Origin of the sequence: Streptomyces sp. SCPE 10, assembly GCF_051980735.1 — a bacterium.
GTDB lineage: Bacteria > Actinomycetota > Actinomycetes > Streptomycetales > Streptomycetaceae > Streptomyces > Streptomyces misionensis.
The window spans coordinates 7,668,443-7,694,962 of record NZ_CP197069.1 but is presented as its reverse complement, the minus strand read 5'-3'; the positions used below and the strand labels follow the sequence as shown (position 1 = coordinate 7,694,962).

General features: G+C 72.0%; 27 protein-coding genes and 1 pseudogene. 13 read left to right on the top strand and 15 right to left on the bottom strand.

Annotation, left to right across the window (positions count from 1 at the left end):
* Nucleotides 1–74: 74 nt before the first annotated feature.
* A complete protein-coding gene (locus tag ACSP97_RS34950; protein WP_358676215.1) occupies nucleotides 75–623 on the top strand; it encodes a GNAT family N-acetyltransferase in 549 nt (182 codons plus the stop codon).
* 68 nt (nucleotides 624–691) lie between these two features.
* Here the strand turns inward: ACSP97_RS34950 and ACSP97_RS34945 are convergent, their stop codons facing one another.
* Nucleotides 692–2,800, bottom strand: coding sequence for a HelD family protein (locus tag ACSP97_RS34945; protein WP_440555868.1), 2,109 nt, complete (start codon nucleotides 2,798–2,800; stop codon nucleotides 692–694).
* 398 nt (nucleotides 2,801–3,198) lie between these two features.
* Here ACSP97_RS34945 and ACSP97_RS34940 point away from each other — a divergent pair, with 398 nt between their 5' ends.
* Together ACSP97_RS34940 and ACSP97_RS34935 are read left to right on the top strand one after the other, a co-directional pair.
* Entirely contained in the window at nucleotides 3,199–4,179 is a 981-nt protein-coding gene (locus ACSP97_RS34940) for an alpha/beta fold hydrolase (protein ID WP_440555867.1), read from the top strand.
* A 301-nt stretch (nucleotides 4,180–4,480) separates the two neighbouring features.
* Nucleotides 4,481–5,980: a metallophosphoesterase family protein gene (locus tag ACSP97_RS34935; RefSeq protein WP_440555866.1), complete on the top strand. Its 1,500-nt coding sequence runs from the start codon at nucleotides 4,481–4,483 to the stop codon at nucleotides 5,978–5,980.
* Between the two features lie 55 nt (nucleotides 5,981–6,035).
* Here the strand turns inward: ACSP97_RS34935 and ACSP97_RS34930 are convergent, their stop codons facing one another.
* The gene (locus ACSP97_RS34930; protein WP_440555865.1) at nucleotides 6,036–6,941 is read right to left on the bottom strand and encodes an MBL fold metallo-hydrolase; all 906 of its coding nucleotides are present in this window, start codon (nucleotides 6,939–6,941) and stop codon (nucleotides 6,036–6,038) included.
* A 146-nt stretch (nucleotides 6,942–7,087) separates the two neighbouring features.
* Between ACSP97_RS34930 and ACSP97_RS34925 the strand changes: the two genes are divergently transcribed.
* The 3 genes from ACSP97_RS34925 to ACSP97_RS34915 are packed head-to-tail and all read left to right on the top strand — an operon-like array spanning nucleotide 7,088 to nucleotide 9,296.
* Complete coding sequence (locus ACSP97_RS34925) at nucleotides 7,088–7,297, top strand: hypothetical protein (protein WP_355151011.1); 210 nt, start codon at nucleotides 7,088–7,090, stop codon at nucleotides 7,295–7,297.
* A complete protein-coding gene (locus ACSP97_RS34920) occupies nucleotides 7,284–8,675 on the top strand; it encodes an amidase (protein ID WP_355151013.1) in 1,392 nt (463 codons plus the stop codon). The genes ACSP97_RS34925 and ACSP97_RS34920 overlap by 14 nt, the downstream gene beginning before the upstream one ends.
* A 57-nt stretch (nucleotides 8,676–8,732) precedes the next feature.
* Nucleotides 8,733–9,296, top strand: coding sequence for a TetR/AcrR family transcriptional regulator (locus ACSP97_RS34915; protein WP_355151015.1), 564 nt, complete (start codon nucleotides 8,733–8,735; stop codon nucleotides 9,294–9,296).
* A 51-nt stretch (nucleotides 9,297–9,347) separates the two neighbouring features.
* On the opposite strand, the gene ACSP97_RS34910 is transcribed toward ACSP97_RS34915, so the two are convergent.
* Nucleotides 9,348–10,316, bottom strand: coding sequence for a LysR family transcriptional regulator (locus tag ACSP97_RS34910; protein WP_355524389.1), 969 nt, complete (start codon nucleotides 10,314–10,316; stop codon nucleotides 9,348–9,350).
* A gap of 92 nt (nucleotides 10,317–10,408) precedes the next feature.
* Between ACSP97_RS34910 and ACSP97_RS34905 the strand changes: the two genes are divergently transcribed.
* Nucleotides 10,409–11,497, top strand: a complete 1,089-nt coding sequence (locus ACSP97_RS34905; RefSeq protein ID WP_440555864.1) for an alcohol dehydrogenase catalytic domain-containing protein — start codon at nucleotides 10,409–10,411, stop codon at nucleotides 11,495–11,497.
* 165 nt (nucleotides 11,498–11,662) lie between these two features.
* Here the strand turns inward: ACSP97_RS34905 and ACSP97_RS34900 are convergent, their stop codons facing one another.
* Complete coding sequence (locus ACSP97_RS34900) at nucleotides 11,663–12,415, bottom strand: SDR family NAD(P)-dependent oxidoreductase (RefSeq protein WP_440555863.1); 753 nt, start codon at nucleotides 12,413–12,415, stop codon at nucleotides 11,663–11,665.
* Nucleotides 12,412–12,729, bottom strand: coding sequence for a hypothetical protein (locus ACSP97_RS34895; RefSeq protein WP_358271756.1), 318 nt, complete (start codon nucleotides 12,727–12,729; stop codon nucleotides 12,412–12,414). Before ACSP97_RS34895 ends, ACSP97_RS34900 begins: the two co-directional genes overlap by 4 nt.
* Nucleotides 12,730–12,799: 70 nt before the next feature.
* Between ACSP97_RS34895 and ACSP97_RS34890 the strand changes: the two genes are divergently transcribed.
* Entirely contained in the window at nucleotides 12,800–13,690 is an 891-nt protein-coding gene (locus tag ACSP97_RS34890; RefSeq protein WP_440555862.1) for a LysR family transcriptional regulator, read from the top strand.
* Between the two features lie 112 nt (nucleotides 13,691–13,802).
* Nucleotides 13,803–14,237: a VOC family protein gene (locus ACSP97_RS34885; RefSeq protein WP_355151027.1), complete on the top strand. Its 435-nt coding sequence runs from the start codon at nucleotides 13,803–13,805 to the stop codon at nucleotides 14,235–14,237.
* Nucleotides 14,238–14,437: 200 nt separating this feature from the next.
* Here the strand turns inward: ACSP97_RS34885 and ACSP97_RS34880 are convergent, their stop codons facing one another.
* The 5 genes from ACSP97_RS34880 to ACSP97_RS34860 form a co-directional block, all read right to left on the bottom strand.
* Nucleotides 14,438–14,857, bottom strand: a complete 420-nt coding sequence (locus ACSP97_RS34880) for an SRPBCC family protein (protein WP_355151029.1) — start codon at nucleotides 14,855–14,857, stop codon at nucleotides 14,438–14,440.
* Between the two features lie 63 nt (nucleotides 14,858–14,920).
* Nucleotides 14,921–15,931 (bottom strand): aldo/keto reductase, encoded by a 1,011-nt coding sequence (locus tag ACSP97_RS34875; RefSeq protein ID WP_355151031.1) that lies wholly within the window; start codon nucleotides 15,929–15,931, stop codon nucleotides 14,921–14,923.
* 348 nt (nucleotides 15,932–16,279) lie between these two features.
* Nucleotides 16,280–17,122: an MBL fold metallo-hydrolase gene (locus ACSP97_RS34870; protein ID WP_355151033.1), complete on the bottom strand. Its 843-nt coding sequence runs from the start codon at nucleotides 17,120–17,122 to the stop codon at nucleotides 16,280–16,282.
* Between the two features lie 180 nt (nucleotides 17,123–17,302).
* Nucleotides 17,303–18,025: a DUF1990 family protein gene (locus tag ACSP97_RS34865; RefSeq protein WP_440555861.1), complete on the bottom strand. Its 723-nt coding sequence runs from the start codon at nucleotides 18,023–18,025 to the stop codon at nucleotides 17,303–17,305.
* A 6-nt stretch (nucleotides 18,026–18,031) separates the two neighbouring features.
* Nucleotides 18,032–18,244, bottom strand: a complete 213-nt coding sequence (locus ACSP97_RS34860) for a hypothetical protein (protein WP_355151037.1) — start codon at nucleotides 18,242–18,244, stop codon at nucleotides 18,032–18,034.
* A gap of 126 nt (nucleotides 18,245–18,370) precedes the next feature.
* On the opposite strand from ACSP97_RS34860, the gene ACSP97_RS34855 reads away from it, so the two are divergent.
* Complete coding sequence (locus ACSP97_RS34855; protein WP_355151039.1) at nucleotides 18,371–19,093, top strand: DUF1990 domain-containing protein; 723 nt, start codon at nucleotides 18,371–18,373, stop codon at nucleotides 19,091–19,093.
* Nucleotides 19,094–19,118: 25 nt separating this feature from the next.
* Nucleotides 19,119–19,659, top strand: a pseudogene (locus ACSP97_RS34850) (SDR family NAD(P)-dependent oxidoreductase).
* A 36-nt stretch (nucleotides 19,660–19,695) separates the two neighbouring features.
* On the opposite strand, the gene ACSP97_RS34845 reads toward ACSP97_RS34850, so the two are convergent.
* The 5 genes from ACSP97_RS34845 to ACSP97_RS34825 all read right to left on the bottom strand — a co-directional run bounded on the left by ACSP97_RS34845 (nucleotide 19,696) and on the right by ACSP97_RS34825 (nucleotide 24,470).
* Entirely contained in the window at nucleotides 19,696–21,912 is a 2,217-nt protein-coding gene (locus tag ACSP97_RS34845; RefSeq protein ID WP_440555860.1) for a LysM peptidoglycan-binding domain-containing protein, read from the bottom strand.
* Nucleotides 21,913–22,088: 176 nt separating this feature from the next.
* Nucleotides 22,089–22,568 (bottom strand): hypothetical protein, encoded by a 480-nt coding sequence (locus tag ACSP97_RS34840; RefSeq protein WP_440555859.1) that lies wholly within the window; start codon nucleotides 22,566–22,568, stop codon nucleotides 22,089–22,091.
* 712 nt (nucleotides 22,569–23,280) lie between these two features.
* Nucleotides 23,281–23,451 (bottom strand): hydrophobic protein, encoded by a 171-nt coding sequence (locus tag ACSP97_RS34835; RefSeq protein ID WP_070029835.1) that lies wholly within the window; start codon nucleotides 23,449–23,451, stop codon nucleotides 23,281–23,283.
* Nucleotides 23,452–23,575: 124 nt separating this feature from the next.
* Nucleotides 23,576–23,803: a helix-turn-helix domain-containing protein gene (locus tag ACSP97_RS34830; protein WP_070029834.1), complete on the bottom strand. Its 228-nt coding sequence runs from the start codon at nucleotides 23,801–23,803 to the stop codon at nucleotides 23,576–23,578.
* A 106-nt stretch (nucleotides 23,804–23,909) separates the two neighbouring features.
* Complete coding sequence (locus ACSP97_RS34825) at nucleotides 23,910–24,470, bottom strand: lytic transglycosylase domain-containing protein (protein WP_440555858.1); 561 nt, start codon at nucleotides 24,468–24,470, stop codon at nucleotides 23,910–23,912.
* A 439-nt stretch (nucleotides 24,471–24,909) separates the two neighbouring features.
* Between ACSP97_RS34825 and ACSP97_RS34820 the strand changes: the two genes are divergently transcribed.
* Nucleotides 24,910–25,323, top strand: coding sequence for a globin family protein (locus ACSP97_RS34820; RefSeq protein WP_355151049.1), 414 nt, complete (start codon nucleotides 24,910–24,912; stop codon nucleotides 25,321–25,323).
* 90 nt (nucleotides 25,324–25,413) lie between these two features.
* The gene (locus tag ACSP97_RS34815; RefSeq protein WP_355151051.1) at nucleotides 25,414–26,520 is read left to right on the top strand and encodes a globin domain-containing protein; all 1,107 of its coding nucleotides are present in this window, start codon (nucleotides 25,414–25,416) and stop codon (nucleotides 26,518–26,520) included.

Genomic DNA, 26,520 nt, shown 5'->3' with positions numbered 1-26,520 from the left:
CCCGGTGAACCGCGGTTGGGTGACCGTCGTTCTCGATCGTCGGTCGTGGTCGGGCGTGCGATAGGTTGCCCGCCATGACCGAACCAGCGCCTTTCGCCTGGCCACCTGCGCCGATACGCACCGCACGCCTCGTACTGCGCGAGTCGGAGGCCCGGGACCGTGCGGTGTTCATCGCGCTGTTCTCCTCGCCGGAGGTGGGCACCTACATCGGTGGCCCCAGGCCGCGTGAGGAACTGGAGCGCGCGGTGTCCGAGGTGCCCGGGCGGCGCCCCGGCTTCTTTGTGGTCGAGCTGGACGGGGCGATGATCGGAATGGTCACGCTCGACCGGCGAGACGCGCACAGTCCCGGTCACGTTCGCGTGGATGTCGGCAAGACCGAGCTCGGCTACATGTTCCTGCCCGAGGCGTGGGGGCAGGGGTATGCGGCCGAGGCGTGCACGGCCGTGCTCGCCTGGTTCGCCGACGTGCTCCCCGGCGAGCCGGTGGTGCTCACCACCCAGACCGCCAACGCCGGCTCGATGCGCCTCGCGGCGAAGCTCGGGTTCACCGAGGTGGAGCGGTTCGAGGCGTACGGCGCCGAGCAGTGGTTCGGCGTCCGCTCCCCGCTCACGACGGCCGGCTGAGAACAGCCTGAGCATCCGGGCGAAGCCGCCGCGGCCTCGAAACGGGGTCGGTCACCTGCTCGGCCCGGTCACCCCGCCGCTGTCCCGTGGGCCTCGGCACCGGTGACGGCGATGGTGCACAGTCGTTTGGTCGCGCGGGTGAGGGCGACGTACAGGTCGCGCTCGCCTCCGGGGCGTGCGGTGGTGATCTGGTCCGGGTCGATGACGACGGCGGCGTCGAACTCCAGGCCGCGAGCCTGGGAGGCCGGTACCAGCCGGGCGTGCTGTTCGATGCCGGCGGCCGCGAGCTGTTCGGTCCGGTCGTCGGCGCAGATCACCCCGATCAACTCCCCCGGGTGTGCGCGGCTTTGTTCCCGCAGTTCCCGGTCGAGGGCGGCGAGCAGCGACGCCGGGGTGGTGGTGAGGGTCCGGGGCGGCTCGCCGTGCCGGATCGACCGGATCGGCGGGCGGTCCGGGTCGATGCGGGCGAGCAAGTCCTCCGTGGTGGCGAGGATTTCCTGTGTGGTGCGGTAGCTGACGGTCAGGGTCCGCAGGTCGAAGCGTCGTCCGAGGTCCGGGCCGAGCGCCTCCTTCCAGTCCCTGGCCACCGTCGCCGGTCCCGCCTGGGCGAAGTCCCCGACCAGGGTCATCGAGCGGCCCGGGCAGCGTCGTACGATCATCCGCCACTGCATGGCGGTCAGTTCCTGTGCCTCGTCGACGACGACGTGGCCGAAGGTGTGCTCGGGCGGACCGTCGACCAGGCTGGCCGCCTCGTCGAGGAGCGGCACGTCGGCGTCCGTCCAGGGCCCGTCGGGGGTTCGCCGCAGCAGGGCCTGCTGGGAGGCGGGGAGCCGGCGCAGGTGGGGGGCCGGCGCAGCGGGGTCGGTCAGCAGGGTGTGGACCACGTCGCCGGGCGTCAGGTGCGGCCACAGCTCCTCGATGGCCTCGTCGAGGAAGGCGTCGTCCAGGAGTCCGGCGCGCACGGTGTCGGCGTCGAACTCGTCGGCACCGGAGGCGGGCGCGGCGTCGATGCCGAGGCGGCGCAGGTCGGCCGCGGCGACCCGGTCCAGGTCGAGGCCGGTCAGCTGCGCGACCTGGGCGTCGATCCGTTCCAGTTCCTCGGCGCCGCTGCGGGCGAGTTCGCGGACGAGGGCGTCGATCAGCAGTTCCTTGAACAGCTGCCGCGCCCGGTTGTGCGCGAGGCCGCTGGTCTGCGCCGTGGCGCGTGCCGGTGCGACCACGTCGTCCCGCAGCCGGATCCGTTCCCGGCCGATCCGGATGTCGAACTCGCCACCGGGGGCCTGGCGCGAGCGGACGACGGCGGCCAGGTCGTCGGCCAGTGCGGCGCTCCCCTTCAGGCGCGCCGTCTCGAAGGGGGCCGCGGTGTCCGGTGCGATGCCGGCCAGTTCCTCGCACGTCGCCAGGACGACGTCGTTCTCGCCAAGCGAGGGCAGGACCTGGCTGATGTAGTCGAGGAATCGTGTGTTCGGCCCGAGGACGAGCACGCCGCGCTCCGATGCCCTGGGGAACGCGTACAGCACATAGGCGGCGCGGTGCAGCGCCACCACCGTCTTCCCGGTGCCGGGGCCGCCCTGCACCACGGTGACGCCGCGGTGCGGTGAGCGGACGATCGCGTCCTGTTCGACCTGGAGTGTGGCGACCGCGGTGCCCATGCGGCCCGTGCGCTTCTCCTGGAGCGCGGCCGTCAGCGGGCTGTCGCCGATCACGTCCCGTCCGGTGGGTTCGGAGCCGTCGAGGAGTTCGTCGCTCAATCCGGTCACCGTGCGGCCCGCCAGGCGCAGATGGCGGCGCCGGCGCAGCCCCATCGGGTGGACCGGGGTGGCCTCGTAGAAGGGCCGTGCGGCCTCGGCCCGCCAGTCCACCAGCAGGGGCAGCTCGTCCGCCTCCCGGTGCAGACCGATCCGTCCGATGCGCAGCACCGTCTTGTCCGCGAGGTCGATGCGACCGAAGACGAGCCCGTCCTCGGCCCCTTCCAGCCGGCGCACCTCGCGCGTCAGCCGGCCGGCGGTCACCTCCCGTTCATAGGTTTCACCCGCCCCGTCGGGTGACGACGCGAGCACCTGCTTCAGTTCCGCCCGTGCCTCCGCCAGGCGCGTATCGAACAGCTCGCCTACGACGGCCACTTGGGCCTGCTCGTGTTTCACCTCGTGCGCGGCGCCCTCGTTGATCTGCGGCAAGAAAAGGCCCTCCGTGTTCAGCCCGCGGATATCGCGAGGCGCCACTATGCAGATTCGTTCCGGAAAAGTAAATGTTGACCAAGGCGCCGGAAATGTGTCCTCGGATGCGCAAGCGGGGCTGCTTGTGTTTTCCGCGCCGGGTAAGTGCTTGCCACCGGTTCGTGGACGCCGCGTACCGCCTCGGGTGGCGAAGAACGCCGCCTTCGTGGCCGTGGCCGTGCGAGCCGGGCACCGCGCCGTCGCCGTGAGCGACCCGGGGCGCCGCCAGGGCCGATTTGCCGAACCGGCAAACGCGCTCGTCTTACGGGCGGGACCTCCCCATGATCGGCATCGGGCCGGGCGGACCGCGAGGCGGGACCGTCACGGCCGGACGCAGGACTGGCAACGCGGGAGGGCACATGTCGCAGCACGTCTCGGAGATCACACACCGGTCGGTGGCCTCGCCGGGCGGCCGGATCCATCTCGTGGAACAGGGAACCGGGCCCCTGGTGCTGCTCGTGCACGGCTTCCCGGAGTCCTGGTACTCCTGGCGCCACCAGCTGCCGGCCCTCGCGGCGGCGGGGTACCGGGCGGTCGCCGTCGATGTGCGCGGCTACGGCCGCTCCTCCAGGCCCGCCACGACGGACGCGTACCGGATGGTCGATCTGGTGGAGGACAACGTCGCGGTGGTGCACGCGCTGGGCGAGGAGTCGGCGGTGATCGTCGGTCACGACTGGGGCGCCACCATCGCCGCGAACTCCGCCCTGCTTCGGCCGGAGGTGTTCCGCGCGGTGGGACTCCTCAGCGTTCCCTACACCCCGCGCGGCGGCCCCCGGCCCGGCGACGTCTTCGCCGGGATGGGCGGGGAGGAGGAGTTCTACGTCTCCTACTTCCAGGAGCCGGGCCGCGCGGAGGCGGAGATCGAACCCGATGTGCGCGGCTGGCTCGCCGGCTTCTACGCCGCTCTGTCCGCCGACACCATGCCCGGTCCCGACGCCCCCGACCCGCACTTCGTCGGCAGGGGCGGGACCCTGCGCGAACGGTTCCCCGCCGGGCGCCGGCCCGCCTGGCTCGGTGAGGACGATCTCGACGCCTACGCCGGGGAGTTCGAGCGGACGGGCATGACCGGAGCGCTCAACCGCTACCGGAACATGGACCGTGACTGGGAGGACCTCGCCCCCTTCGACGGCGCCCCGGTCACCCAGCCTTCGGTGTTCATCGGCGGCGGCCTGGACGCCTCCACGACCTGGCTCGCCGACGCCATCGAGGCGTACCCGGTCACGCTGCCGGGCCTGGTCTCCTCGCACGTCCTGGACGGTTGCGGCCACTGGATCCAGCAGGAACGCCCCGCCGAGGTCAACCGGATCCTGACCGACTGGCTTTCCGCCGTGACCGCCTGACCCGCTTCCGGGCGCGCCCACCGGCGGCGACATCCCGAGCCGCGACCGGCACGCGTCGGCGTCGTCGCCGCCCGGTGGGCCGTACCGGCGCTCCCTGGCGTCGGTTCGGCCCGGCCGGGTGACCGAGCAGGGGGAGCGGCACAGGGCGGGAGCGCCCGGAGGGGGCGGCGTACGCCGGGACAGCGAGGCCGTCAGCCGTTCGCCTCACCAGCGCTGCGCGGTGCGGCGGCATCGATGAGCATTCCAGGTGCGGCCCCGGCCCCGGGACCGTGGGTGACCTGGACACACGGCCGGAGGAACTGTGCCCACGCTTCGTCGGATCGTCGTTCTCACCGCGGTGGGTGTCCTGGCCACAGGAGTGGCCGCGGCCGCCGCGCCCGCGTCCGCCCCGGCGGGCGGTGCGGGCCCGCGGCCGCCCGCCACGTCGCCGCCCCCGCCCGGGACGGCCGGCGGTGAGGCGTGGGCCTGGACGCAGCTGACCGCCGCGGGCACGCGGATCCGCTATGTGTCCACCGACACCAGCCAGACGTGTCCTGCCGTGCGCTACACCCTGGGCACGACCAGGAACCCGTATCCCATGACCCGGGTGAGCACACCGATGGGATCCCAGTTCCCGACGACCGTGTGCGAACTGGCCGTTCCCCTCGCGGCCTCGAACGCGGTGCTGGAACAGTCGTCCGTCCAGGCGGCCGTCGTACACCCCGCCAACCGCCAACTCCCGCTGCCCGACTGGACGTCGACCACCCGTCCGCGCAAGGTCGCCGTCATCGGGGACACCGGCTGCGAGGTCCCGGTGGCCGGCCCGGTGCAGAACTGCGCGGACCACCAGACCGGCTGGCCCTTCCCCCGGATCGCGGCCAATGCCGCGGCCGTCACACGGCCGGACCTCGTGGTGCACGTCGGTGACTACCTCTACCGGGAGGACCCGGCGAGGGAGAACGACAAGGCGGCCAACCCGGGCTGCACCACGACCGCCGAACGGGCCGGCTGGGACTGCGTGGTCGCCGACTTCTTCAGGCCCGCGGAGCCCTTGCTGGCCACCGCGCCCGTCGCCCTGACCCGCGGCAACCACGAGGACTGCAACGCGGCGCAGCAAGGCGGTGCGGGAGGCGCGTGGTTCCGCTACCTCGCCGACGTCCTCCGCTCCGACGGGAGGTGCATCACGTACAGTCCCACCGCGTCGATCAGGGCCGGCACCCTGAACCTCGTCTCGGTGGACTCCTCCTTCGCCGATCCCGGCGACACGGGAAGTACCGCGCAGGCCGGGGTCTTCACCCGGCGGTTCGACGCCGTGAACCAGGCCGCGCGGCAACACCCGGCCAACGACTACTTCGTGTTCACTCACAAGCCGGTGTGGATGGTGAAGGCGGCCGGCACCCTGCCCCAGAACGTGGAATGGGCGACGCACGTGCTCGACGCGGCCGTCGACGCGACCGGTCTGCACCGGCTGGCGGACAACGTACGCCTGGTGCTCTCGGGCCACATCCACCTCTACCAGATGCTCGATTTCAACACCGGGCGTCCGCCTCAGCTGACCGTGGGATCCTCGGGCGGGCCGCTGGACAACGGCCCGGACGACGCCAAGGTCGTGGGCAAGGAGATCGGCACACCGCCGCAGGCCGTCCACCAGTCGATCACTCAGGAGCAGACCCCAGGGGGTCGGGGCGTCTTCGGGTACGCGGTGCTGGCGGACGGCGGAGGCACCTGGAACCTCACCTTCCACGACGCGTCCGGCGCGGTCAGGGGCCAGACGTGCGCCCTGAGCACCACTGCGGCGAGCAAGTCGTTCGTGTGCCACTGAGAGACGCCGTCCCCGTGGGGGTGCGGAGCGGCGCGGACACCGCGTCGCCCGGGAGTCAGTGCCGGTCGGCGGGGACGGGCGTGAGGCGGTAGGCGCCCTCGTGGGGGACGACGCGGCCGGCCGTGGGCGGGGGGAAGTGCGTGCCCAGGAGGAGGGTGTCGGTGCCGGCCAGCGAGCCGAGCAGCGCGCGGCGGGAGCGTTCCGAGCCTTCGGGGTCGATGTCGACGCAGGCGCCGACGGCGGGGTGGGCGAACTGGAGGGGGTGGTGGATGCAGTCGCCGGTGATCACGGCCCTGTGGCCGCCGTCGGACAGTTCGACGGCGACATGGCCCGGGGTGTGTCCGGGGGTGGGCAGCAGGCGCAGGCCGGAAGCGATCCCGGCGCCCTCCACCGGGATGTCGACCAGGTCGAGCAGCCCTGCTTCCTCCACCGGGACGACCGAGTCCCGGAACATCTGCCTGCGGGCCTCCTCCATGTCCTGTCCGGCCCAGAACTCCCGCTCGGTACGCGACACGAGGTAACGGGCGTTGGGGAAGGTGGGCACCCATTCCCCGTTCACCTCGCGGGTGTTCCAGCCGACGTGGTCGGCGTGCAGATGCGTGAGGATCACCAGGTCCACCTCGTCCGGCGGGAAACCGGCGTCGGTGAGGCGCTGGAGGTAGCCCGTACGCAGGTTGTGCCAGGCGGGGTTGGCCCGCTCCTTGCCGTTGCCGATGCCGGTGTCCACCACGACGCGCAGCCCGCCGAGAACGAAGGCGAAGCTGTGGCTGTCGAGACGCAGGACGCCCTCGGCGTCGGCGAAGTCGGGGTGCAGCCAGTCCTGAGCGGTGACGAGGGCCGGCGTGGCGTCCGGCAGCAGCCATGCCCCGGTGGCGGGCGGCAGGACGGTCTCGTCGATGCGGTGCACGCGGATGCCGCCCACGCTCCAGCTGGGAGCGCCGGCCGAGGGGGAAGCGTTCATGGTCTTTCCTTCCAACCAGTAAAAGCTATTTGTTTGCGTTAAGCGCATCGTAGGCCCTACAGTCACCTAACGCAAAGAGTTAGCTTTTAAGGCGGGCTGGGCTCCTTCCGCCCTGTCCTGCCCCGTTCTGACGAGAGAAGAGACCCATGTCCCCTGGCGATCTCGCCCCCGCGGAAGCCGCCCGCTGGGCCGCGCGTGCCGGGCTTCCCCTGCCGGCCGACCGCCATGCCGCGGTCGCCGCCGTCGCCCGTCACATCCACTCGGTCGTCGCCGTCCTGCGCGAGCTGGAGTTCGGCGACACCCCGCCCGCCCTCGCCTACCGCGCCGAACAGGAGAACCCCGATGCGGCCGTATGAGATGTCCCTGACCGAGGCCGCCGACGCGATCCGCGCCCGCCGCCTGTCGCCCGTGGAACTGGTGGACTCCGTCCTGGAGCGGATCGACCGGACGGAACCGCACCTGCGGGCGTACGCGGCCGTCGACGCCGAGCGGGCCCGCAGCGCCGCGCGGGACGCCGAGCGCGACATCGCGGCCGGCCGCTACCGCGGTCCGCTGCACGGCATCCCGATGGGCCTGAAGGATCTGATCGACGTCGCCGGCACGGCCACGTCGGCCGGTTCCCGGGTCCGCGCCGACCACCGCGCGCACAGCGACAGCACGGTCGCCACGCGGCTGGCGGCGGCCGGTGCGGTCCTCCTCGGCAAGACGCACACCCATGAGTTCGCCTACGGCCTCACCACCCCGCAGACCCACAACGCCTGGGATCCGGGCCGCGTCGCCGGCGGGTCGAGCGGCGGATCCGCCGTCGCCGTCGCGGCGGGCTCCGCGACCTTCGCCCTCGGCACCGACACCGGCGGCTCGATCCGGGTGCCCGCCGCGCTCAACGGGGTGGTCGGCCTCAAGCCGACCTACGGTCTCGTCCCCCGCCACGGTGTGACCTCCCTGTCCTGGTCGCTGGACCACGTCGGCCCGATCACCCGCACGGTCGAGGACGCGGCCCTGGTGCTGACCGCGCTGGCCGGGTACGACCCGCGCGACCCCGCCTCGCTCGCCGCACCGGCCGCCGACTACCGCCCGACCACCGGAACGGACCTTTCCGGTCTGCGGATCGGCGTACCGAGCAGCTACTACTTCGACCACGTCGACCCGGAGGTGGAAACCGCCGTACGGCACGCCGTCGACCGGCTCCGGACCCTCGGCGCACACCTCGTCGACGTGGAGATCCCCATGGCCCGCTACGTCCAGGCCACGCATTGGGGCCTGATGGTGCCCGAGGCCACCGCCTACCACGAGCGCACCCTGCGGACCGTCCCCGAGCTCTACGAGGCCGACGTCCGCGTCCTCCTGGAGGCCGGCGAGCTGATGACCGCCGGGGACTACCTGCGCGCCCAGCGCTCGCGCACCCTGATGCGGGACGCATGGGACCGCCTCCTCCGGGAGGTCGACGTGATCGCCGCTCCCGCCGTCCCGGCCACCGCCGTGCGGGCCGGACAGGAGACGATCACCTGGGCCGACGGCAGCGTCGAGAGCGTGTCCGACGCCTATGTGCGCCTCTCGTCCCCCGCCAACATCACCGGGGTGCCCGCCCTCTGCCTGCCGGTCGGCCACGACACGGCGGGGCTGCCGATCGGCATGCAGCTCCTGGGACGCCCGCTCGGGGAGAGCGTGCTCCTGCGCGTCGGCCATGCCTACGAGCAGACCCGGCCCGCCCGCGAGCTCGCGCGTGCGGCATGAGCCGGCCGGGAAAAGTGACCCGGCCAGACGCAATGAATTTGCTTTAAGATGAAGGTCATGAGCAGGCAGATGGTGCGTCCGGGTGGCCGCAGTGCCCGGGTCCAGGCATCAGTGCACGCCGCCGTACGCGAACTCGTCGCGGAGAACGGCCGGGAGACGCTCACGGTGCCGCAAGTCGCCCAGCGCGCGGGCGTCACCCCGTCGACGATCTACCGCCGCTGGGGGGACCTGCAAGAACTGCTGTCGGACGTGGCGGTCGAGCGGCTGCGGCCCGACACGGCACCGGGCGACCACGGCTCCCTGCTGAGCGACCTGACGAGCTGGGCCGAGCAGTTCCTCGACGAGATGTCCTCCCCCACCGGCCGCGCCTACATCCGCGACGCCCTGCTCGGCGACCCGGACGGCGGCAACGCCGGGCAGTGCTCCGCCTATGCCGCCGAGCAGATCGACGCCGTGCTCGCCAGGGCGGCCGGACGCGGCGAGCCGACGCCCGGCACCGAAGCGGTCATCGACCACGTCGTGGCGCCCCTGATGTACCGCATCCTCTTCCGCCCGGACGGGCTGGACAGCGCGTACGCGCGCCGGCTGGTGACAGCCGTCCTCGGCCCCGCCGACCGCTGAGCGGACAAGGCGACCCCGGCCCACTCCGCCGGCCGCTGGGCAAACCGGCGGTCATTCAGGAGGGTTGACGGTGGCGGGGCCGCGGGTGCGGGTCCGCGGCGCGTCACCGCTGCCGTGAGGGACGGCCAGGTCGGGCGAGACGATCGCTCGGGTGACGGCCGTGACGGCCGGGGCCGGGCGCCCGGGAAGGCGGGCCACCAGGACGCGGCGGACCTCGGGGGGCGCTCCGTCCACGCGCAGCAGGCTCACCCCGTCGGGCAGGATCCCCGACATGCGGGACGGCACGGTCGTCACGCCGAAGCCGGCGGCGACCAGCCTCAGTTTGGTCAGCCAGTCGCTCGTGGTGTGGACGACGCGGGGCCGTCCCGGCAGGCCGGGCCAGACGCCGAGGAGCGGTTCGGCGTCCGACGACGGGGTGGCGATCCAGGGGGCGTCGACGAGCTCGTCGAGGTGCACAAAGGCACGGCCGCGGAACGGGCCGGCGGTCGGTGCCGCCACGCGCAGTTCGGTGTCCTCGATCGTTTCGATGTGCAGCCGGGGGGACTCGCCGTCCGACGGCCGGTGCGGCGGGCGGGACGTGAGTACGGCGACGTCGATCGAGCCCGCGCGCAGGCCGCGCATGAGCGCGGGCGTGGTGCCCTCGCGGGTCGTGACCGTGATGTGCGGGCAGTCCGCCGCGAGCCGCGCGAGCAGTTCGGGGAGGATCGTGGCCCCGGCGCTCGGGAACATGCCCAGCCGTACCAGCTCCGTCCGCGCGGCGCCGCCGGCGAGTTCGTGCTCGGCCGCGGCGACGGTGTCCAGGATGGTGCGGGCGTGCCGCAGCAGGGTGAGGCCGGCGGGGGTGAGCCGCACGCCGTCGGGGCGGCGCTCGAACAGTACGGTGCCCGCGCTCCGTTCGAGCGCCGCCGCCTGACGTGAGATCGCCGACTGGGTGTAGCCGAGCTGGGCGGCCGCCGCGGTGAAACTGCCCGACTCGGCGACCTGGCGCAGAACCCGGAGGGCCGTACTGGAGAAGTCCATGCGGCTTACGCATACCACATATGCGGGATCGTCGCTTGGCGCATGCCTGTGGCGCTCCTAGCCTCAGGGCAGACGATCAAGGAGGTCAGAGGATGCGAGCAGCGGTCCTGACACGGTTCGGAGCCCCGCTCAGCGTGCGGGAGGTGCCCGAGCCGGAAGCGCGCGGCGGGGAAGTGGTGGTCGAGGTCCTGGCGGCCTTTGTCCCGCCGTATTCCGAGGATGTCTTCAGCGGCCGGCGGAACTACCCGCTCGAACCGCCCCAGATACCCGGTCTGGGAGGGGTGGGACGGGTCGTGCACGTCGGTCCGGACGCCACCCGGCTGCGGGTCGGCGACCTCGTGTGGTGCGACTGCACCGTGCGTGCCCGCGACGACGCGCTGACGCCCGACATCATGCTCCAGGGCTGGAGTTCCCGCGGCGAGGGCGGTGCGCGGCTCGCCCGGTATCTGCACGACGGGTCGTTCGCGGAACGGGTCCGCGTGCCCACGGAGAACGTCCATCCGCTGCCGGCCCAGGCCGGGGACGATCCTGCCCGCTGGTCCTTGCTCGGCGTGTACACCATCCCCTACGGGGGGTTGCTGGCGGGCGGGCTCGAAGCCGGCGAGACGATCCTCGTCAGTGGGGCCACCGGCAATCTCGGCAGTACGGCGGTGGCGCTGGCGCTGGCCATGGGTGCCGGCCGCGTGGTCGCGCCGGGCCGCAACCGTGCCGTCCTCGACCTTCTCGCCGACCGGTTCGGCCCACGTGTCCGGCCCGTCGAACTGACCGGGGACGAAGCCGCCGACCGGGCCGCGATGTCCGCGGCCGCCGACGGCCCCATCGACATGGTGTTCGACGCCCTCCCGCCCGCCGCGCCCAGCTCGGTGACCCGCACCGCGGCCATGACCGTGCGCGAACAGGGCCGAGTCGTCCTCATGGGCGGCGTCGGCATGCTCGGCGGCGAGGACCTCGCCCTCCCCTACCCGTGGCTCATGCGGAACTCGGTCACCGTGCGCGGCCAGTGGATGTACCCGCGCTCGGCGAACGTCGGCATGATCCGGCTCATCGCGGCAGGCGCGCTCGACCTTGGCTCCGAACGGATCCGTACGTTCGGACTGGACGCCGTCAACGACGCCGTGCGGTACGCCACCGCGCACGGCGGACCGTTCGACCGGACCGTCCTCACACCGAACGCGGGTTGACGAGCACGCGCCGTGTGCCGACTGCCCGTCGCACGGCTCCGCGACGGGCCAGCCGACTCGGACGCCGTGACGTCGAGGCCGTCTCCGTCCCGCCGCCAGGCACGACATCCGGGCCGTGGGGGAACGCGTCCGCAGCCCTGTGCCCCTCGGCCTCGACGGCCCTCTTCACGCCCGCCGTCCGCCGTCGACCGACATCGCGATCCCGGTGACGTACGACGCGGCGTCCGAGCAGAGCCAGACCGCCGCCGCGGCGGCCTCCTCCGGCGTGGCCAGTCGGCCGAGCGGTGTGACCGCCGCCTGCCGCGCGATCATGTCGGTACCGGCCGCCACCTCCTCGAACCCGGGGGTGCGGGTCGGGCCGGGGCACACGGCGTTGACCCGGATGCCGTCCGGTGCGTAGTCGACCGCGGTGACCTTGGTGAGGCCGACGACGCCATGCTTGGCGGCCACGTAGGCGGGGGCGGTCGGGATCGCGTAAAGGCCGCCGTTGGAGGCGATGTTGACGATCGCGCCGCCCCCACGGCCGCGCAGCACGGGCAGTTCGTACTTCATACAGAGGAACGTCCCGGTCAGGTTGACGCGGACGACGCGCTCGAACTCCTCCGGGGTCATCTGGTCGAGCCTGCGGTGGTGCGAGGCCATACCGGCGTTGTTCACCGCGAAATCGAGACCGCCGAACGCGGCGACCGTGCGCTCGACGGCCGCCCGCATGGACCGTTCGTCGGCGATGTCCACGGTGACGGCCAGCGCTTCCCCGCCGTCCTTTCTGATGGTCTCCACGGTCTCGGCCGCCGCGTCCGCGTCGATGTCGAGCACGGCCACCGCGGCGCCGCTCCGGGCGAACTGGAGCGCCGCCGCGCGGCCGATCCCGCTGCCGGCCCCGGTGACCAGGCCCGCCTTTCCGGTGGCGCCGCTCATACCAGCGCCTCGTGGTTCGCCCAGGCGACCTTGTACGGGTGCCGGGACTGCCAGCGGTCGATGACCTCGTGCATGCCCGGCGCGGTGAACGCCTTCGCGAGGGCGTCCATGTCGGCGACGGTCACCTGGACGATCGCGGTCGCGATCAGTGCCGGGATGGCCTCCTCGCCGGGGACCGGAAGGTGGCGCCGGGTCGCGACCGACTGAACGTAGCCGGATTCCAGCATGACCCGTTCGATATCCGCTAGGTACTGATCCAGCTCGGCGTCGGGCAGTGGCCGGTCGAACGAGACAATCATCGTGTGGTTGATCATGTGGCAATTCTCGGCTTCTCACGGCGCTCGCGTCCAAGACCGGTTCGCCATTCGGCGATAACCTGGAGGCATGATCCAACTGGAGACCCGTGAGCTTGAGTACTTCATCGCGCTCGCCGACGAGCTGCACTTCGGCCGGGCCGCCGTCCGGCTCTCGATCGCCCAGCCGGCGCTGTCGAAGGCCATCCGGCGGATCGAGACCCGGCTCGGTGTCCCGCTCTTCACCCGCTCCAGCCGGCACGTCGAACTCACCCCGGCCGGGAAGGCGTTGCAGGAGCACGGCCGGCACGCGCTCAACGCGGTCAGCGCCGCCATCCGGCACGCCCAGCGCGCCGGTGACACCCAGGCGCAGCTGCGGCTCGTGCTCAAGCCCGGCGGCGACGCCGGACTGCTCTCCGGGCTCCTGGCCGCATACGCGCACCAGCCGGACGCCCGCCAGGTGGACATCCTCTTCAGCGGCCCGGCCGATCGCACCGACTTCCTGCGCGACGGCCGGGCCGACGTCGGCCTGCTCTACGCACCGTTCGACGACCTCGACGGCCTGGCCCACGAGACGCTGCTCACCGAGGACCGCGTGGCCATCCTCCCGGCCGGTCACCGGCTGGCCGGGCGCGCTTCGGTGCGGCTGCCCGACCTGGACGGCGAGACGCTGCCACGCTGGAAGGGCGTACCCGGCGGCGAGGGCACCGGCCCCGAGGTCGCCGACGTGGTCCAGCTTCTCCAGATGGTCACGGTGGGCCGGATGATCGGGGTACTCCCCCGCTCACTGGTCGAACCCCTCCCGCCCGGCCTCGTGTGCGTCCCGGTGACCGACGCACCGCCCAGCCGCCTGGTGCTCGCCTGGGCCGAACAGGACCGCCGGCCACTGGTCGCGTCCTTCGTGACCGCCGCGCTCGATCTGCGCGGAACAGGAAGCGATCCGGCCCCGACGAACCTGCCCGCGCCGCAGGAGGTGCGGTGACCGGCCCTCCCGAAGGGCTGCTCGACGGACCAGGAGGCGACGAGCCGGAAGCTCCCAACGGGAGGCGGAAAAAGGGGAGATGGGCACCGTAAGCCCCTGCTATGGTGCGCCGATGTCATCGATCAGGAAGTTCCAGGTCACCTTCGACTGCGCGGAACCCGAGCGCGTCGCCCGCTTCTGGTGCGAGGTGCTGGGATACGTCGTGCCGCCACCACCGAAGGGGTTCGCCACCTGGGACGACTTCGACCGCTCGCTGCCGCCCGAACGACAGGGTTCCGCGTTCGCCTGCGCCGACCCCTCGGGCGTGGGCCCCCGGCTGTTCTTCCAGCGCGTTCCCGAGGGGAAGGTCGTCAAGAACCGAGTGCATCTCGACGTACGGGTCGGCACCGGACTCGTCGGCGAAGAGCGCCTCGCCGTACTGGAGGCCGAGTGCGCACGACTGACCGCGCTCGGCGCCGTACATGTGCGGACGCTGCCGGCCGACGACGACAACGAGTCGTGCATCGTGATGCAGGACGTCGAGGGCAACGAGTTCTGTCTCGACTGAGATCCTCCGGGCCGGCGAGGGGGAGCCAGGAGCCACTTCCCATCAATCTCCTTGTGCGGACCGGGAGTTGGTCGTAAGGGCACGACGTGCAGCCCGACGTCGCCTGGTGGACGCCGAGTTCAGCCACGGCTTTGCCCGGTCCGGGTGCGGCGCAGCCCAGGTACGCGGGTGCGTATCCGGGCTGTGCGGGCCGGGTCGGGTCAGGCGGCGAGGGTCTTGTGGAGGGCGTCGAGGCCGTCGCGGTAGATGCCGGTGAAGAGGGCGACGACTTCGTCCTCGGTGGCGCCGTCGGGGTTGAAGCGGCCGGACCACTGGACCTCGGCGGCGTTCTCCCGGCCGGGGATCGCGTGGACCCGGATGGTGGAGACGTAGCCGTTGACGGGGAACGGGGCCTGGACGATGGCGTAGCTGTAGTGACGCTCGGTCTCGTTGAAGTCCACGAGGCGTTCGAGGATGACCTCGCCCTCGGGGTTCTTCAGCCGGCGTACCCGGCCGCCTTCGAGCGGGGTGCTCTCGGGGATGTAGGGGAGCCAGTCGGGCAGGGCGTCGAAGCCGCCGATGAGGTTCCAGACCTTGTCGGGCGAGGCGGGCACTATGCGGCTGACGGAAGTCGAAGCCATGGTCTTGCTCCTGGGTCGTGCTGTGGGGGAAGGGTGTGGGGTGCCGGGTGGGGGTGTGGGTGGTCAGGCGGCGTCGGGCAGCGGGGCGGCGGGGCTGACCAGGCCGGCGGCGCGCAGGTCGTGCCAGAAGGCGGCCGGGATCCGCTCGTTCAGGGCGGAGAGGTCCTCGGCGATCCGGCTGGGGCGGGTGGCGCCCGGGATGACCGCGGCGGATACCGGGTGGGCGAGGGAGAACTGGAGCGCGGCGGCCTTGATGCCGATGCCGTGCTTCTCGGTGAGGGCCTTCAGGCGGGAGACCTTCTCGATGATGGCGGGCGGGGCCTGCTGGTACTCGAAGTGGCTGCCACCGGCGAGGATGCCGGAGCTGTAGGGGCCGCCGACGACCATCTCGACGCCCTGTTCCTGGGCCATGGGGAGCAGGCGCTCAAGGGCGTGCTCGTGGTCGAGGAGGGTGTAGCGGCCGGCGAGGAGGAAGCCGTCGGGCTGCGGCTCGTCCAGGGCGAGGGTCAGCTCGATGGGCTCGGTCTTGTTGACGCCCAGGCCCCACGCCTTGATGACGCCCTCGTCGCGCAGGCGGGACAGGACGCGGAAGGCGCCGGTGCGGGCCTCCTCGAACTTCTGGATCCAGGCGTCGCCGTGGAAGTCCTGGGCGATGTCGTGCACCCAGACGATGTCGAGCCGGTCGACGCCCAGGCGCTTGAGGCTGCCCTCGATGGAACGCTCGGTGGCGTCGGCGGTCCACTCGTGGAGGATCTTGTTGGGGTTGCCGTGCTCGAACAGACCGCCCTTCTCGCCGAAGTCGGGTACGTCGGTTTCGACCTCGTCGAGGATGACGCGGCCGACCTTGGTCGACAGGACGTAGGAGTCGCGCGGCTTGGTGGAGATCACCTGGCCCAGGCGCTGCTCGGCCAGTCCGGCGCCGTAGAAGGGGGCGGTGTCGTAGTAGCGGATGCCCTGGTCCCAGGCGGCCTCGACGGTGGCACGGGCCTCGTCGTCGGGGATCGCGCGGAACATGTTGCCGAGCGGCGCGGTGCCGAAGCCGAGCTTGCCGGGAAGGAGGTCGGTGAGCGACATGATGAAGCCTCTTCGTTCGATGTCTCCGCGTCCGGGGTCTCCCTGCATGTGAGCGAGATCCGGACGGTCGGATGCCTCTGCGGGTCGTCGGTCCGTGCCGAAGACACCCTGGCAGTGGATGCACGGCCCCCGTCGGAACCGGACACACACGACCAAGTAGATGCAGAAGCGCCTTACGGGATGAAACAATAGTTGCAGACGCGGGGTAATGCAAGGAGGGTGAGGAACGCCGCTCCGGCTGCGCCGTCAGCGCCTGATCCAGGCAACCGGCTCTGCGGCGAGCAGCTCCGCGGCCACCGCGCGGTTGCTGGGCGAAAACCCGTACAGCGTTCCATGGAACTGACGACCTCAGCGCACCGTGGGCCGCTCCTCGGCGGCCACCACGCGCGCATGCTGCCCCAGTCGGCAGTGGACCAGCCGCTCCTGAAGGCCGAGCGCGCGGGCCTCGGTCAGGAAGGCGTCGAGCGGGGAGCGGAAGACGGTGTAGTCGTCGTAGTGCACCGGCAGCACGTGCCGGTAGTCGAGGCGGCGGGCCAGCTCGGCGCCCTGGGCGCCGTCCATGGTGACCACGAAACCGCCCGGCAGGGTGGTGCCGCCCAGGTGCAGCACCGCGAGGTCCGCGTCGGGGAAGCGGCGGGCGATCTCTTCGAGGCCGTCGTAGAGGAGCGTGTCGCCGGAGACGTACAGCCGCAGCCGTGCCGGGCCGCCGCGGGGGCCGAACTCCAGCATGCTGCCCATCACCGGCGGCAGCAGGCGCCGCAGCACCGGCCGCAAGGAGTGGCGTCCGGGCAGGGATGTCACCCGGACCTGCGCATCGCCCTGCCGGAAGGTGCAGCTCTCCCAGGTGCGCAGGCCTCCGGCCTGACGGAAGCCCTGCCAGGAGCGCAGCCGGCGGGCCGCATGGGGCGTGGTGACGATCGGCACCGACCGGTCCAGCTGCCGCCGGGCCCTGCGATCCCAGTGGTCGCCGTGCAGGTGGGAGAGGACCACGGCGTCCAGGCGCGGCAGCTCCCACGGGTCCAGCGCCGGTTCGGTGAGACGGCGGCTGACCAGCCCGTATCCGAGGTGGGCGTGTTCGCCGCGGTGCAGGAAGTTGGGGTCGGTGAGCAGGGTGAGGTCGCCGTACCGCAGCAGGACCGTCGCGTTGCCGATGAAGTGCAGGTCTACCGCGGAGTCGTCGAAGCTCGCCATGGTGGTCCTTGCCCGACGGGAGGGTCCGTCTGTGGTTGCGCTGAGACGGGACGGGGCCGTCCTGACCCACCCCGGAGTACCCGCGCCGGGCCGTCCGTACCCGGCATGGCTCGCAGGGCCGCCTCGGCCGCAGGGCCCTCGACACCGTGAAGCGCGGCGTGCGGTCCCGTGCGGCTCCCGTCAACCCGGGGCGACCCGGTTGACGGCCAGTCCGTCCAGGCGGTGGGCCCGCGCGTCCGAGGGCGCGTACACCAGGCGGCCGACCCTGCTCGGGGGGCGGGCCGGGACGGTTTCGCCGCGCAGGGCCGCGTCCACGAAGTGCCGCATGCGTGCGCCGCACCGGCGGTAGAACCGCAGTTGCGTGCGGCGGCCGAACAGCCGCCATCCGAGAGAGGTGACGGGACCCAGTGTGGGCGCGCCCTGGGAATGGCAGGTGGCCACGAACTCCACCGCTCCGGTCCGGCCGTCTTTCACGACCTCGTAGGTGACCTTGCCGCGTTCCAGGTGGCCGCCGAGGGTCTCGTAGGCCCATCCCCAGGCGTGATCCGTGCCGTCGCGCGTCTCGTCGACGACTTCGGTCACGCGTACGCCGCAGTAGAAGTGCAGGCCGTGGAACCGGGCTTCGAGCAGCATGTCACGGCCGAGGAGGGGTGCGGTCGGGTCGTACAGCGCCCGGACGATCTCCGGTGGGGAGAACTCGTAGTCGCGGATCAGGCGGCGGCCGTACGCCCATGAGCCCCCCGGCGCGGGAGGGCCGGGGGGCTCGGCGGGCAGCGGGGTGCGGTGGATGTCGATGTTCCAGACGGGACGGCGTACCTCGTCCATCGAGTAGTTGACGGTCTGGTCCGCGAGCTCGCGCCACGCCCGCACCACGTCGAGTCGTCCGAAGACCCGGTCACCCAAGGACCATCACTCCGGCCGCCGCAGCGATTCGCCGATCAGCCACAGCATCGGCGGCCACAGCCCGACGAAGAGCGCGCGCCGTTCGGCGTTCCCCCGCTGTTCCTGGTCGATGGTCTTCGCGCGCACCCACAGCGTCACGCACAGCCCGATCGCGCCGAGCGAGGCGAGGTGCAGGTGGGCGCTGCGCACGCCCGCGCGGTGCAGAAGCCGGACCACCATGCGCGCCTCCGGGTTCGTTCACTCGTGTCGCACCACCGTGTCAGCATTGCTATACCAGGGTATGTCCCCATTCATTCACATTTCTTCGTGCGCGTTTCCGCCGATCCGATGCCCCAAGGGGGGTCGATGTCCGCACCCCGCTGGCCACGGCCACTGACCGTGCTGGCGCGATGGCTCCTGGGCACGGTGCTGGTCACCTGGCGCTACCTCTGGGAGACGACGCCGCTGTACCGCGCGGGCGAGTGCGAGGGCGACGAGCAGGACCGTCCGCCGCGGATCCCGCCCGACGCGGTCGACGACACGGTGCAGCTCGCCGAGGACGGCTTCGGTCCCCTGTTCCACCGGACCTTCCGGGTGCACATCGCGGGGGCCGGGATCGACGGCGCCCGGCTGGTCGAGCAGCTCTGCTGCCATTTCGAGCACTTCGTGCCGTCGGAGGTCGTCGGCATCCGTGTGGGCGAACTCCGCGCCCACGGCCTGCACGTCGCGGACGAACTGCTGGTGGAGATGCCGGGCCCGTGGAACGGTCCGGTGCGGGTCGTCCAACGCGACCGCGAGCTGCTGCACCTGGTCACCCTGCGCGGGCACATGGAGGCCGGACAGGTGCAGTTCCGCGCGCGCCGGGACGGCGACCTGCTGGTGTTCGAGATCGAGTTGTGGGCGCGCGCGGCCACCCGGCTGGTGCACGTGCTGTACTCGCATCTGCGCGTGGCGAAGGAGATCCAGCTCAACATGTGGGTCCGCTTCTGCCTGTCCGCCGTCAGGGCCTCGGGCGGCCGGCTGGTGGACGGAGTGCACATCCGCACCCGCCGGCTCCCGCCGTCCCGGATGACACCGCGGAAGGGATGAGGGCCGACCGACGGCGAACAGCCCGCTGCAGGACCGGACCGTCGTCATCACCGGAGCCGCGCGCGGGATCGGCGCCGCCCTGGCACGCCAACTCGCCCGGCACCGGGCGCGGTTGGCCCTGCTCGGGCACGAGGGGGCCGAGCTGCACGCTCTGGCGGCGTCTCTGCCCACCGCGGCCCTGGCGATCGAGGTCGACGTCACGGACCACACCGCCCTGGACGACGCGGCGGCCGAGGTACGCGCGCGCCTCGGCCGGCCGTCGGTGGTCGTTCACCGCACTGCACGAGTTGCGCGTCCACATGCCGGCTCCGGGGCGCACCGTCCGCCCGCCCGAGGCGGTCGCCGCGTGGTTGGCACGGGCGGTGGAGCGGCGCCGTACCGCGGTCTACGTACCGTCGTGGCTGTGCTGCCTCCAGGTGGTCCGCTGCGCCCTGCCGCCCGTCGTACTGCGGGTGGCCCGGCACGAGTTGCCCCGTCTGGACGCCGGGCGGCCCCCGCGTGCCTCCGGCCCGCTCGGTTCCGGCGGGCGGGCCGGCCGGGCCGCGGCGGGGCCGGGGGAGAGCTGACGCGCGTGCCGTAACGAGCGGGGCCGGGAAGCGGGTTCAGCGCAGGACGAGGCGCCGGCCCGGGGTGAGCCGGTCCGGGTCGGCCCCGATGACTGTCTTGTTCCTGCGGTAAAGCGCCGACCAGGACTGGCCGTTGGCACGGGCGATGCGGCTGAGGGTGTCCCCCGGCCGCACGGTGTAGGGCTGGGTGCCGGTCCGCTTCCCGGTGAACGGGTCGGCCGAAGCGCTGTTGCCGGTGAACGGGTCGGCCGAAGCGCTCTTGCCGGTGCAGGAGGCGGCCGTGGAGGGCCGCTCAGGGACCGGGGTGAGGGGGGTGCAGACCGGGGTGGCGAGTCCGATGAGTTCGACCAGCCCGGTGCCGCCGGTGGGCGGGACGATGCGCGACCAGTTGTTGGCCAGCCAGACGTTGCCGGACTGGTCGATCTGCACGGCGGTGAGGTGCTGGATCGCCTTGCTGCGGAAGCCCTGCGGGGGTGACAGGACGGCGCCGGTGGCGCTGCCGGGCGGGCAGGCGGCCTTGTTGGTGCCGCACAGTGTCCACACGCTCGGGGTGAGGAAGCCCGCGACCCACACGCGGTCGGATCCGTCGACGGCGACCGACCAGGGCAGCGTCTTCTCGGGCAGTTTGTACGCGCCCGCGACGCTCCCGTCGGGCGTGAGCCGGGTGATGGTGCTGTTGAAGTAGTTGTCGACCCAGGCGTTGTTCCGGGAGTCGATGGCGATGCCCAAGGGCCATTTGAAGGAGCTGCTCTCGATGGGCGAGGCCGCCGTGGGTTTGAAGTCCGGCCCGATCACGGTGACGCTGCCGCTGAACTTGCCGATGAGGGGCGCCAGCGGGGTGTTCACCAACCGGGCGCCGCCGAGGCCGGCGTTGCTCACCCAGGCCCGCCCGAAGCCGTCGATCTGGACGGCGAACGGGTGGTTGAGGCCGCCGCCGGTGATCTTGATCGCCTTGGCCGGGTCGCCGTGCGGGTAGACGACCACATTGCCCTGGCCCGGTGCGGTCTCCACGCCGAAGTTGTTCGCGATCCACACATTGCCGCGCTGGTCCACGGCGAGCCCCTGCGGGTGGACGAGCCCGCCGTTGCGCCAGCCCTCCGGAGGGGACAGCGGTTTGCCGGTGGCCGAGTAGTGCGCGACGGAGTTGCCGCCGTAGCTGCTCATCCAGACCGAGCCGTCGGGGGCGACGGCGGCGCCCCAGTCGCCGCCCTTCATGCCGCCTCCCGGTATCGGACTGCCCAGGATCGGGCGGCCCGTGGGGTCGAGCACGCTGATGTAGGGGGTGGGCTTGCGGGTGCCGGGCAGCCAGTTGTTGGACGTCCAGACGTTCCCCTTGGCGTCGAAGGCGATACGGCCGGGGGCGTACAGGTTGGTGTCGGTGTAGCGCAGCGCCAGTATCCAGGCGGTGGGGGGTGCGGCGAGCGCCGGTGCGTAGTGGTTCGCGGTACGCGCCAGGCCGTAGAGCCCCGCCGGGGACAGGGTGGGGTTGCGGACGAGGTTCAGCACGGCCTGCACGGTGTCCTGGGGTGTCGTGCCGCCGGGCGGTGTCGCCAGCCGGAGCAGGCGTTCGCACCGGGTGGTGTCGGACGCGCACAGGGAGACCAGGTTGGCGAGCGTGTCGAGGGTGGCGAGGGTCTCGTTGGTGTTGCCGTTGTCGGCGTTGGTGACCGTTCCGCCGGGCTTGCCGGTGACCGGGTCGACCAGGTTGAACGTCGTCGCCGCGGCGTTCTGGAGCCCCGGACTCGGCCCGTCGATGCCGTGCTGGTCGCTGAACTGGGCGAGGGCGTACGTGGCGGCGACGGTGGTGAGTTCGTTGACCCGTACCCGGTTCGTCGTCCGTGCGGGCACCGCCCCGCCTCGGCCGACCGCCACCACGGAGCGCAACCGCAGCCGGCGGGCACCGGAGGGCGTGGCCTCCAGGTACAGCACCCCGGCGGCGGGCGGGGTGTAGGGGATGGCGAAGGAGCCGGTGGCGTCGGTCGTGGCCCGGCCCAGTTCCCTGACTCCGGTGCGCGAGCCGGCGAAGAGGGTGACCGTCGCTCCCCGGAGCGGCTTGCCCGCGCCGGTGACGGTGCCGTGCAAGGGGCCCGACGCGGCACCGAGCGGGACGGCCGGGATGCCGGCCACGCCCAGCGCCATGGCCGCCGAGGCCGCCGCGACGGCCGGAGCCCTCAGTGAGCGGCCCGTCCCTCTTTTCCTCCGGGGGCGACCGGCGCTCGCCGGCCTGCGGGCGGGTATGCCGGATGAGCTCATGGCTGATGAACCTTTCACTGAAGGAGTCGGCCCGGCCGGGTGGAGGGGCGTGGCCCCGGTGGAGGGGGGGCGCGGGTGCCGGGAACTTCGCCGAGGGCCGCGTGCGACGCGGGCCCGAGGGCGCGTCGGGAGCGGGCGCGGAACAGGCCGGGTACGAGACGAGGCCCTCGCCGCGGCTATCCGGCCCGGGTCCCCCCCGCCCCGGGAAGGGTGCGGTCGACCTGCGGCACCCTGAGGGCGAACCAGCCGACCCTGCACCCGAAGAGCCAGACCACACCGAGGTACAGGCCTTCGCCGACCTGGCGCATCTCGTCGCGGACGCCGCGTGCGACGAGGGAGATCCTGGAGTAGTCGATGACGATGCACTCCTGCTCGTCCATCAGGCTCGGGCCCTTGTAGACCTGAGCCACGATGGCGAGCACGTCGAACGAGGTCATCCGGTTGCTCAGATAGCCCTCGTGGTCGAAGACCTTGCCCCGCCACACGGCCGTGCGCACCAGCCAGGCGAGGGGGCGGGCGAGCCGGCTGCCTCCCCAGCGCAGGATGCCGGTGCCCTCCAGCGGGCCTCGGGGGATGTCACCGGCCGGGCTCGTACAGAAGAGTTCCACGAGGCCGTCGTCACCGGCGCCGATCAAGTCACTCTCGGTGAGCGCCATTTCGTCCTCCTGACGGTCGCGGGAACCGTTGCCTGTGCCGCGTCGTGGCCGCGATCGACCGGGCGGGAAGTCGTCGCGAACGGCGCGGGCCGCCGCGCGCGGGCTCGGCGTGCGGCCACGACGAGCCCGCGGCTCCGGGGGAGCCGGGTGCCGGACCGGCGACCGCGCACCGGAGTTCGCTGTACGAGCTTCGCCGCAGCGACCTGGGCGTCACCACTGCTGTTAGGCCAACGGGGGGACCGAGCGGTGCGCGGGCCGCGTCGGGTCCGGGCCGGGTCCGGTGGACGGCCCGCCGTCCGTCGTGCGGCCGGACGGGGCGGGTCGGCGACTCTCGCCCGGGTCGGGCGGCGTGGCCGGGTTCCGGGCCGGAGTGCGCCGGCCCGGAACCCGATGGCTCCACCTTGCCGCCCCCTGCCCGGCCACGCGATTACCGCACAGGTAATGCCCGGCCCGCCCGGTCGCGTCACCCGGCGAAGCGGCGCCGGACACGACGCACCGGCCCCGCGGGAAGAGGAGGCGCAGAGTTCCACTGCAGCTTCCGCGAGACCGGTGCACGGCACACATACCCAGCGATGCGCCCGATACGCCCGTTCCGCCCCCTGTGCCGACGAGCGGGATGCCCACGCATGACGTGGGGCCCGGCCTCACCCGGCCGGGCCCCACGTCATGCATCTCGTTTACCGCCGGCGCACCTCACGCCGGTCGTCTGCCTCTACCAGCGATACCAGCGGCCCTTGCGGCCCGTGCCGTCCGCGGACCGGACGACGAAGCCGAGCAGCCAGACGACCAGCACGATCACCGCGATCCACCACAGTGCCTTCAGTGCGAAGCCCGCACCGAAGAGGATCAGAGCCAGAAGAAGAACCAGAAGCAGGGGAACCATTGCTATCAACCTCCTGGCCATCGAATGCCCTTGCCTCGCACCTACATGCATACAAATCGTGAGTTATCTTCACGAAATGCAGGGCATGCGCACGCCTGACGCGGTTCCCCCACACGGGCCGACCTCACCTCGGTGAGCGGCCGGCCCCTTCGAGGCGCCGTCGCTGCGGACGTTCACCGCCGCGGCTGCGCAGCGAGACGTCCGTCTCGGTCAGTACACGGTGGACGAACCCGTACGACCGTCCGTGCGCTTCGGCTATGGCCCGTATGGACATGCCCTGCTCGTACTGCTTCTTCATCTCCTGCGCGAGCTCCTCGCGTGCCGCACCGGTGATCTGCTTGCCCTTGTCCACGGTTCGTCTCCTTCAGGGGTCGACACGATTGTGCTCGTCGTCTACCCCGGACCAGGGGAACCTTTCTTCCCGGACCGCAGGGCCGAGCCCGGCTCCCCCAGGCCCGCTACACCTCTCCGCGCCCGGTGCCGGGTGCGTCGCCGCGGTCCCCGAGCGCGTCGGCGGCGCGGCTTCGGCAGGCGCGGAAACGGCGCAGGTACGACCGCGCCATGGGGCCCGGCGGGATGCCGCGGGCGAAGGCCCGCATATTGCGTTCGCCCGTGTTGTAGCCGAGGGCGAGGAGTTCGTCGCGGGTGTAGCGGCGCACATGCCGCTTCGGAAGGCACCGGTCGAGGTCCTTCATGTGCAGGGCCGCCGCGTGGATGGCGAACGCGGGATCGTCGCGAAGGTCCTGCCACCGCCCCGGCAGGCCGTGTGTGCGCCTCACCCGCTCGAACGTCGCGCGGTGCATGTTGGCCACGCCGAAGGACGCCCCGGGCTTCCACCACTGCCACAGCCGCTCGAACAGCGGATGGTGCGGCTTGTACGCCTCGACGTGAAGCACCGTCATCACGAGCACGGGCGACACACCGGCCTCCCCCGCACTGCGCAGCACGGGCCCGGCGTAGTCGGCCGGGTCGTAGCGTCCGGGCCGCAGCGGCGGCACCCGGGCACCACCGCGCCCCACCGGTGAGGACCCTTCACCCGTCGCCGTCGTCGATCGCTCCACCGCCCGCACCCGTTCCTCCCTGCGCCGCCGGGCCTACGCCCGAACGGCGGCACGTCCGCCAGCCGGACGTCCGTCTGCCCCGCCCACCCCGGTACCAATCCAGCTCCGACCTGCGGGAGTTTCGCCGCACAACCCTCCCACCAGCGCGTACGCGGGCCGACGGATTGTCGCCTCATCGTCAACCGGAAGCCGCGTCAGGAGGGTTACCAGAAGTTTGCCGAAGTTCCCCGCCGTCTCGGCAAACCGGTACCACCCCTGGCGAGCAGGTCGATACCGCACGGTAAACCACAGCTGGCGCATAGGGGTTGACCAGCGAATTCGACGATACGTCCGCAGATCGGTTGCATTAGGAACTCAACTTGTTCGAATAGAGGACCGCTGGCTACAGTCGGCCGCCATGACCGCAGACATCGCGTTGATCCGGAGCAGCTTCGCGGCTGTTCAGCCGCACAGTTCACAGGTGACCGAGTACTTCTACGACCACCTCTTCACCCACCATCCCGGTGTGCGTCCGCTGTTCGCGGCTCACCTCGACGAACAGCGTGACCGCCTGTGGGCGGCGCTGGGCGCCCTGGTCGCGAACCTGGAGAACACCGACACCCTCACGGGCATGCTGCAGAACCTCGGTCGGCGCCATGCGGGATACGGCGCGCTGGCCGAGCACTACCCGGCCGTGGGCGCCAGCCTGATAGCGACCCTGCGCCACCACGCGGGCGATGCGTGGACCCCCGCCGTCGAGGAGTCCTGGACGGCGGTCTACGGCGTGATCAGCAGCACGATGGTCGCCGCCGGCGAGGCGACCCAGAGCTGATCCGGCCGTCCGGCGGCGGCGCACCGCGACCCGTCGGACGGCACCCGATTTTTGGAGGTCACCCCTAATGTCAGTCACCGGAGGGCGGACGTGAGCGATTCCCAGGCGCTGAGAGATTCCTTCGCTCTCGTCGGCAAGTCGGGGGACGAGGTGCCGCGGTACTTCTACTCCTACCTGTTCCTCATCGCGCCGGAGGTCCGGCCGATGTTCCCGGTGGCCATGGGGGACCAGCGCGACCGGCTCGTCGCCGCGCTCGGGCGGATCGTCGCGGAGGCGGACGACCCGGACCGGCTCATTCCCTTCCTGCAACAACTGGGCCGCGACCACCGCAGGTTCCAGGTCGTCGCCCAGCACTACGAGGCGGTGGGACAGGCGCTGCTGGCCACGCTGGCCTACTTCCTGGGCGACGCCTGGACCCCGGAACTCCAGCGTGGCTGGACCGAGGCGTACTCCCTGGTGGCCCGCACCATGATCCAGGCCGCCGAAGCGGACGGTACGGTGAACCCGCCCTGGTGGAACGCCCAGGTGGTGCGGCACGAGCAACGCGGCTTCGATCTCGCGGTGCTGACGCTGCGCCTGGACCAGCCGATGGCGTACCAGGCCGGGCAGTCCGTGATGGTGGAAGCCCCGATGCTGCCCAGCACCTGGCGGCCCTACACCCCGGCCAACGCGCAGCGCGCCGACGGGACCATCGAGTTCCATGTGCGCGCCATCGACGGCGGCCTGCTCAGCCCTGCCCTGGTGTACGGGCTGCGCCAGGGTGACGTGCTGCGCCTGGGCGCCCCGGTCGGAAACCGGCTCACGCTGCGGGCGTCCCAGGGCCGCGACCTGGTGCTGGTCGCCGGCGGCACCGGCCTGGCCCCGCTGCGGGCCCTGGTCGAGGAGATCGCGCAGCACGGCCCGTACCGCCGCGTCGACTTGTTCGTCGCGGCACGCGACAACCACGGTCTGTACGACCTGCCCGTGCTCAGGCAACTGGCCCAGGTCCACCCGTGGCTTCGCGTCACTCCGCTGGTCGGCGCCGACGCCGGCACCTTCGACAACCGAAGCCTCGCCGGCCCGGTCCTGCGCTCCGGCGCGGGGGGTGGACGCTCCTTCTACATCTGCGGTTCGTCGGCCATGGTCTCCGCCACCGTGCGTGATCTGGCGGGCGCAGGAATCCCCCACGACCTGCTGCACTACGAAGACGCTCGGTGA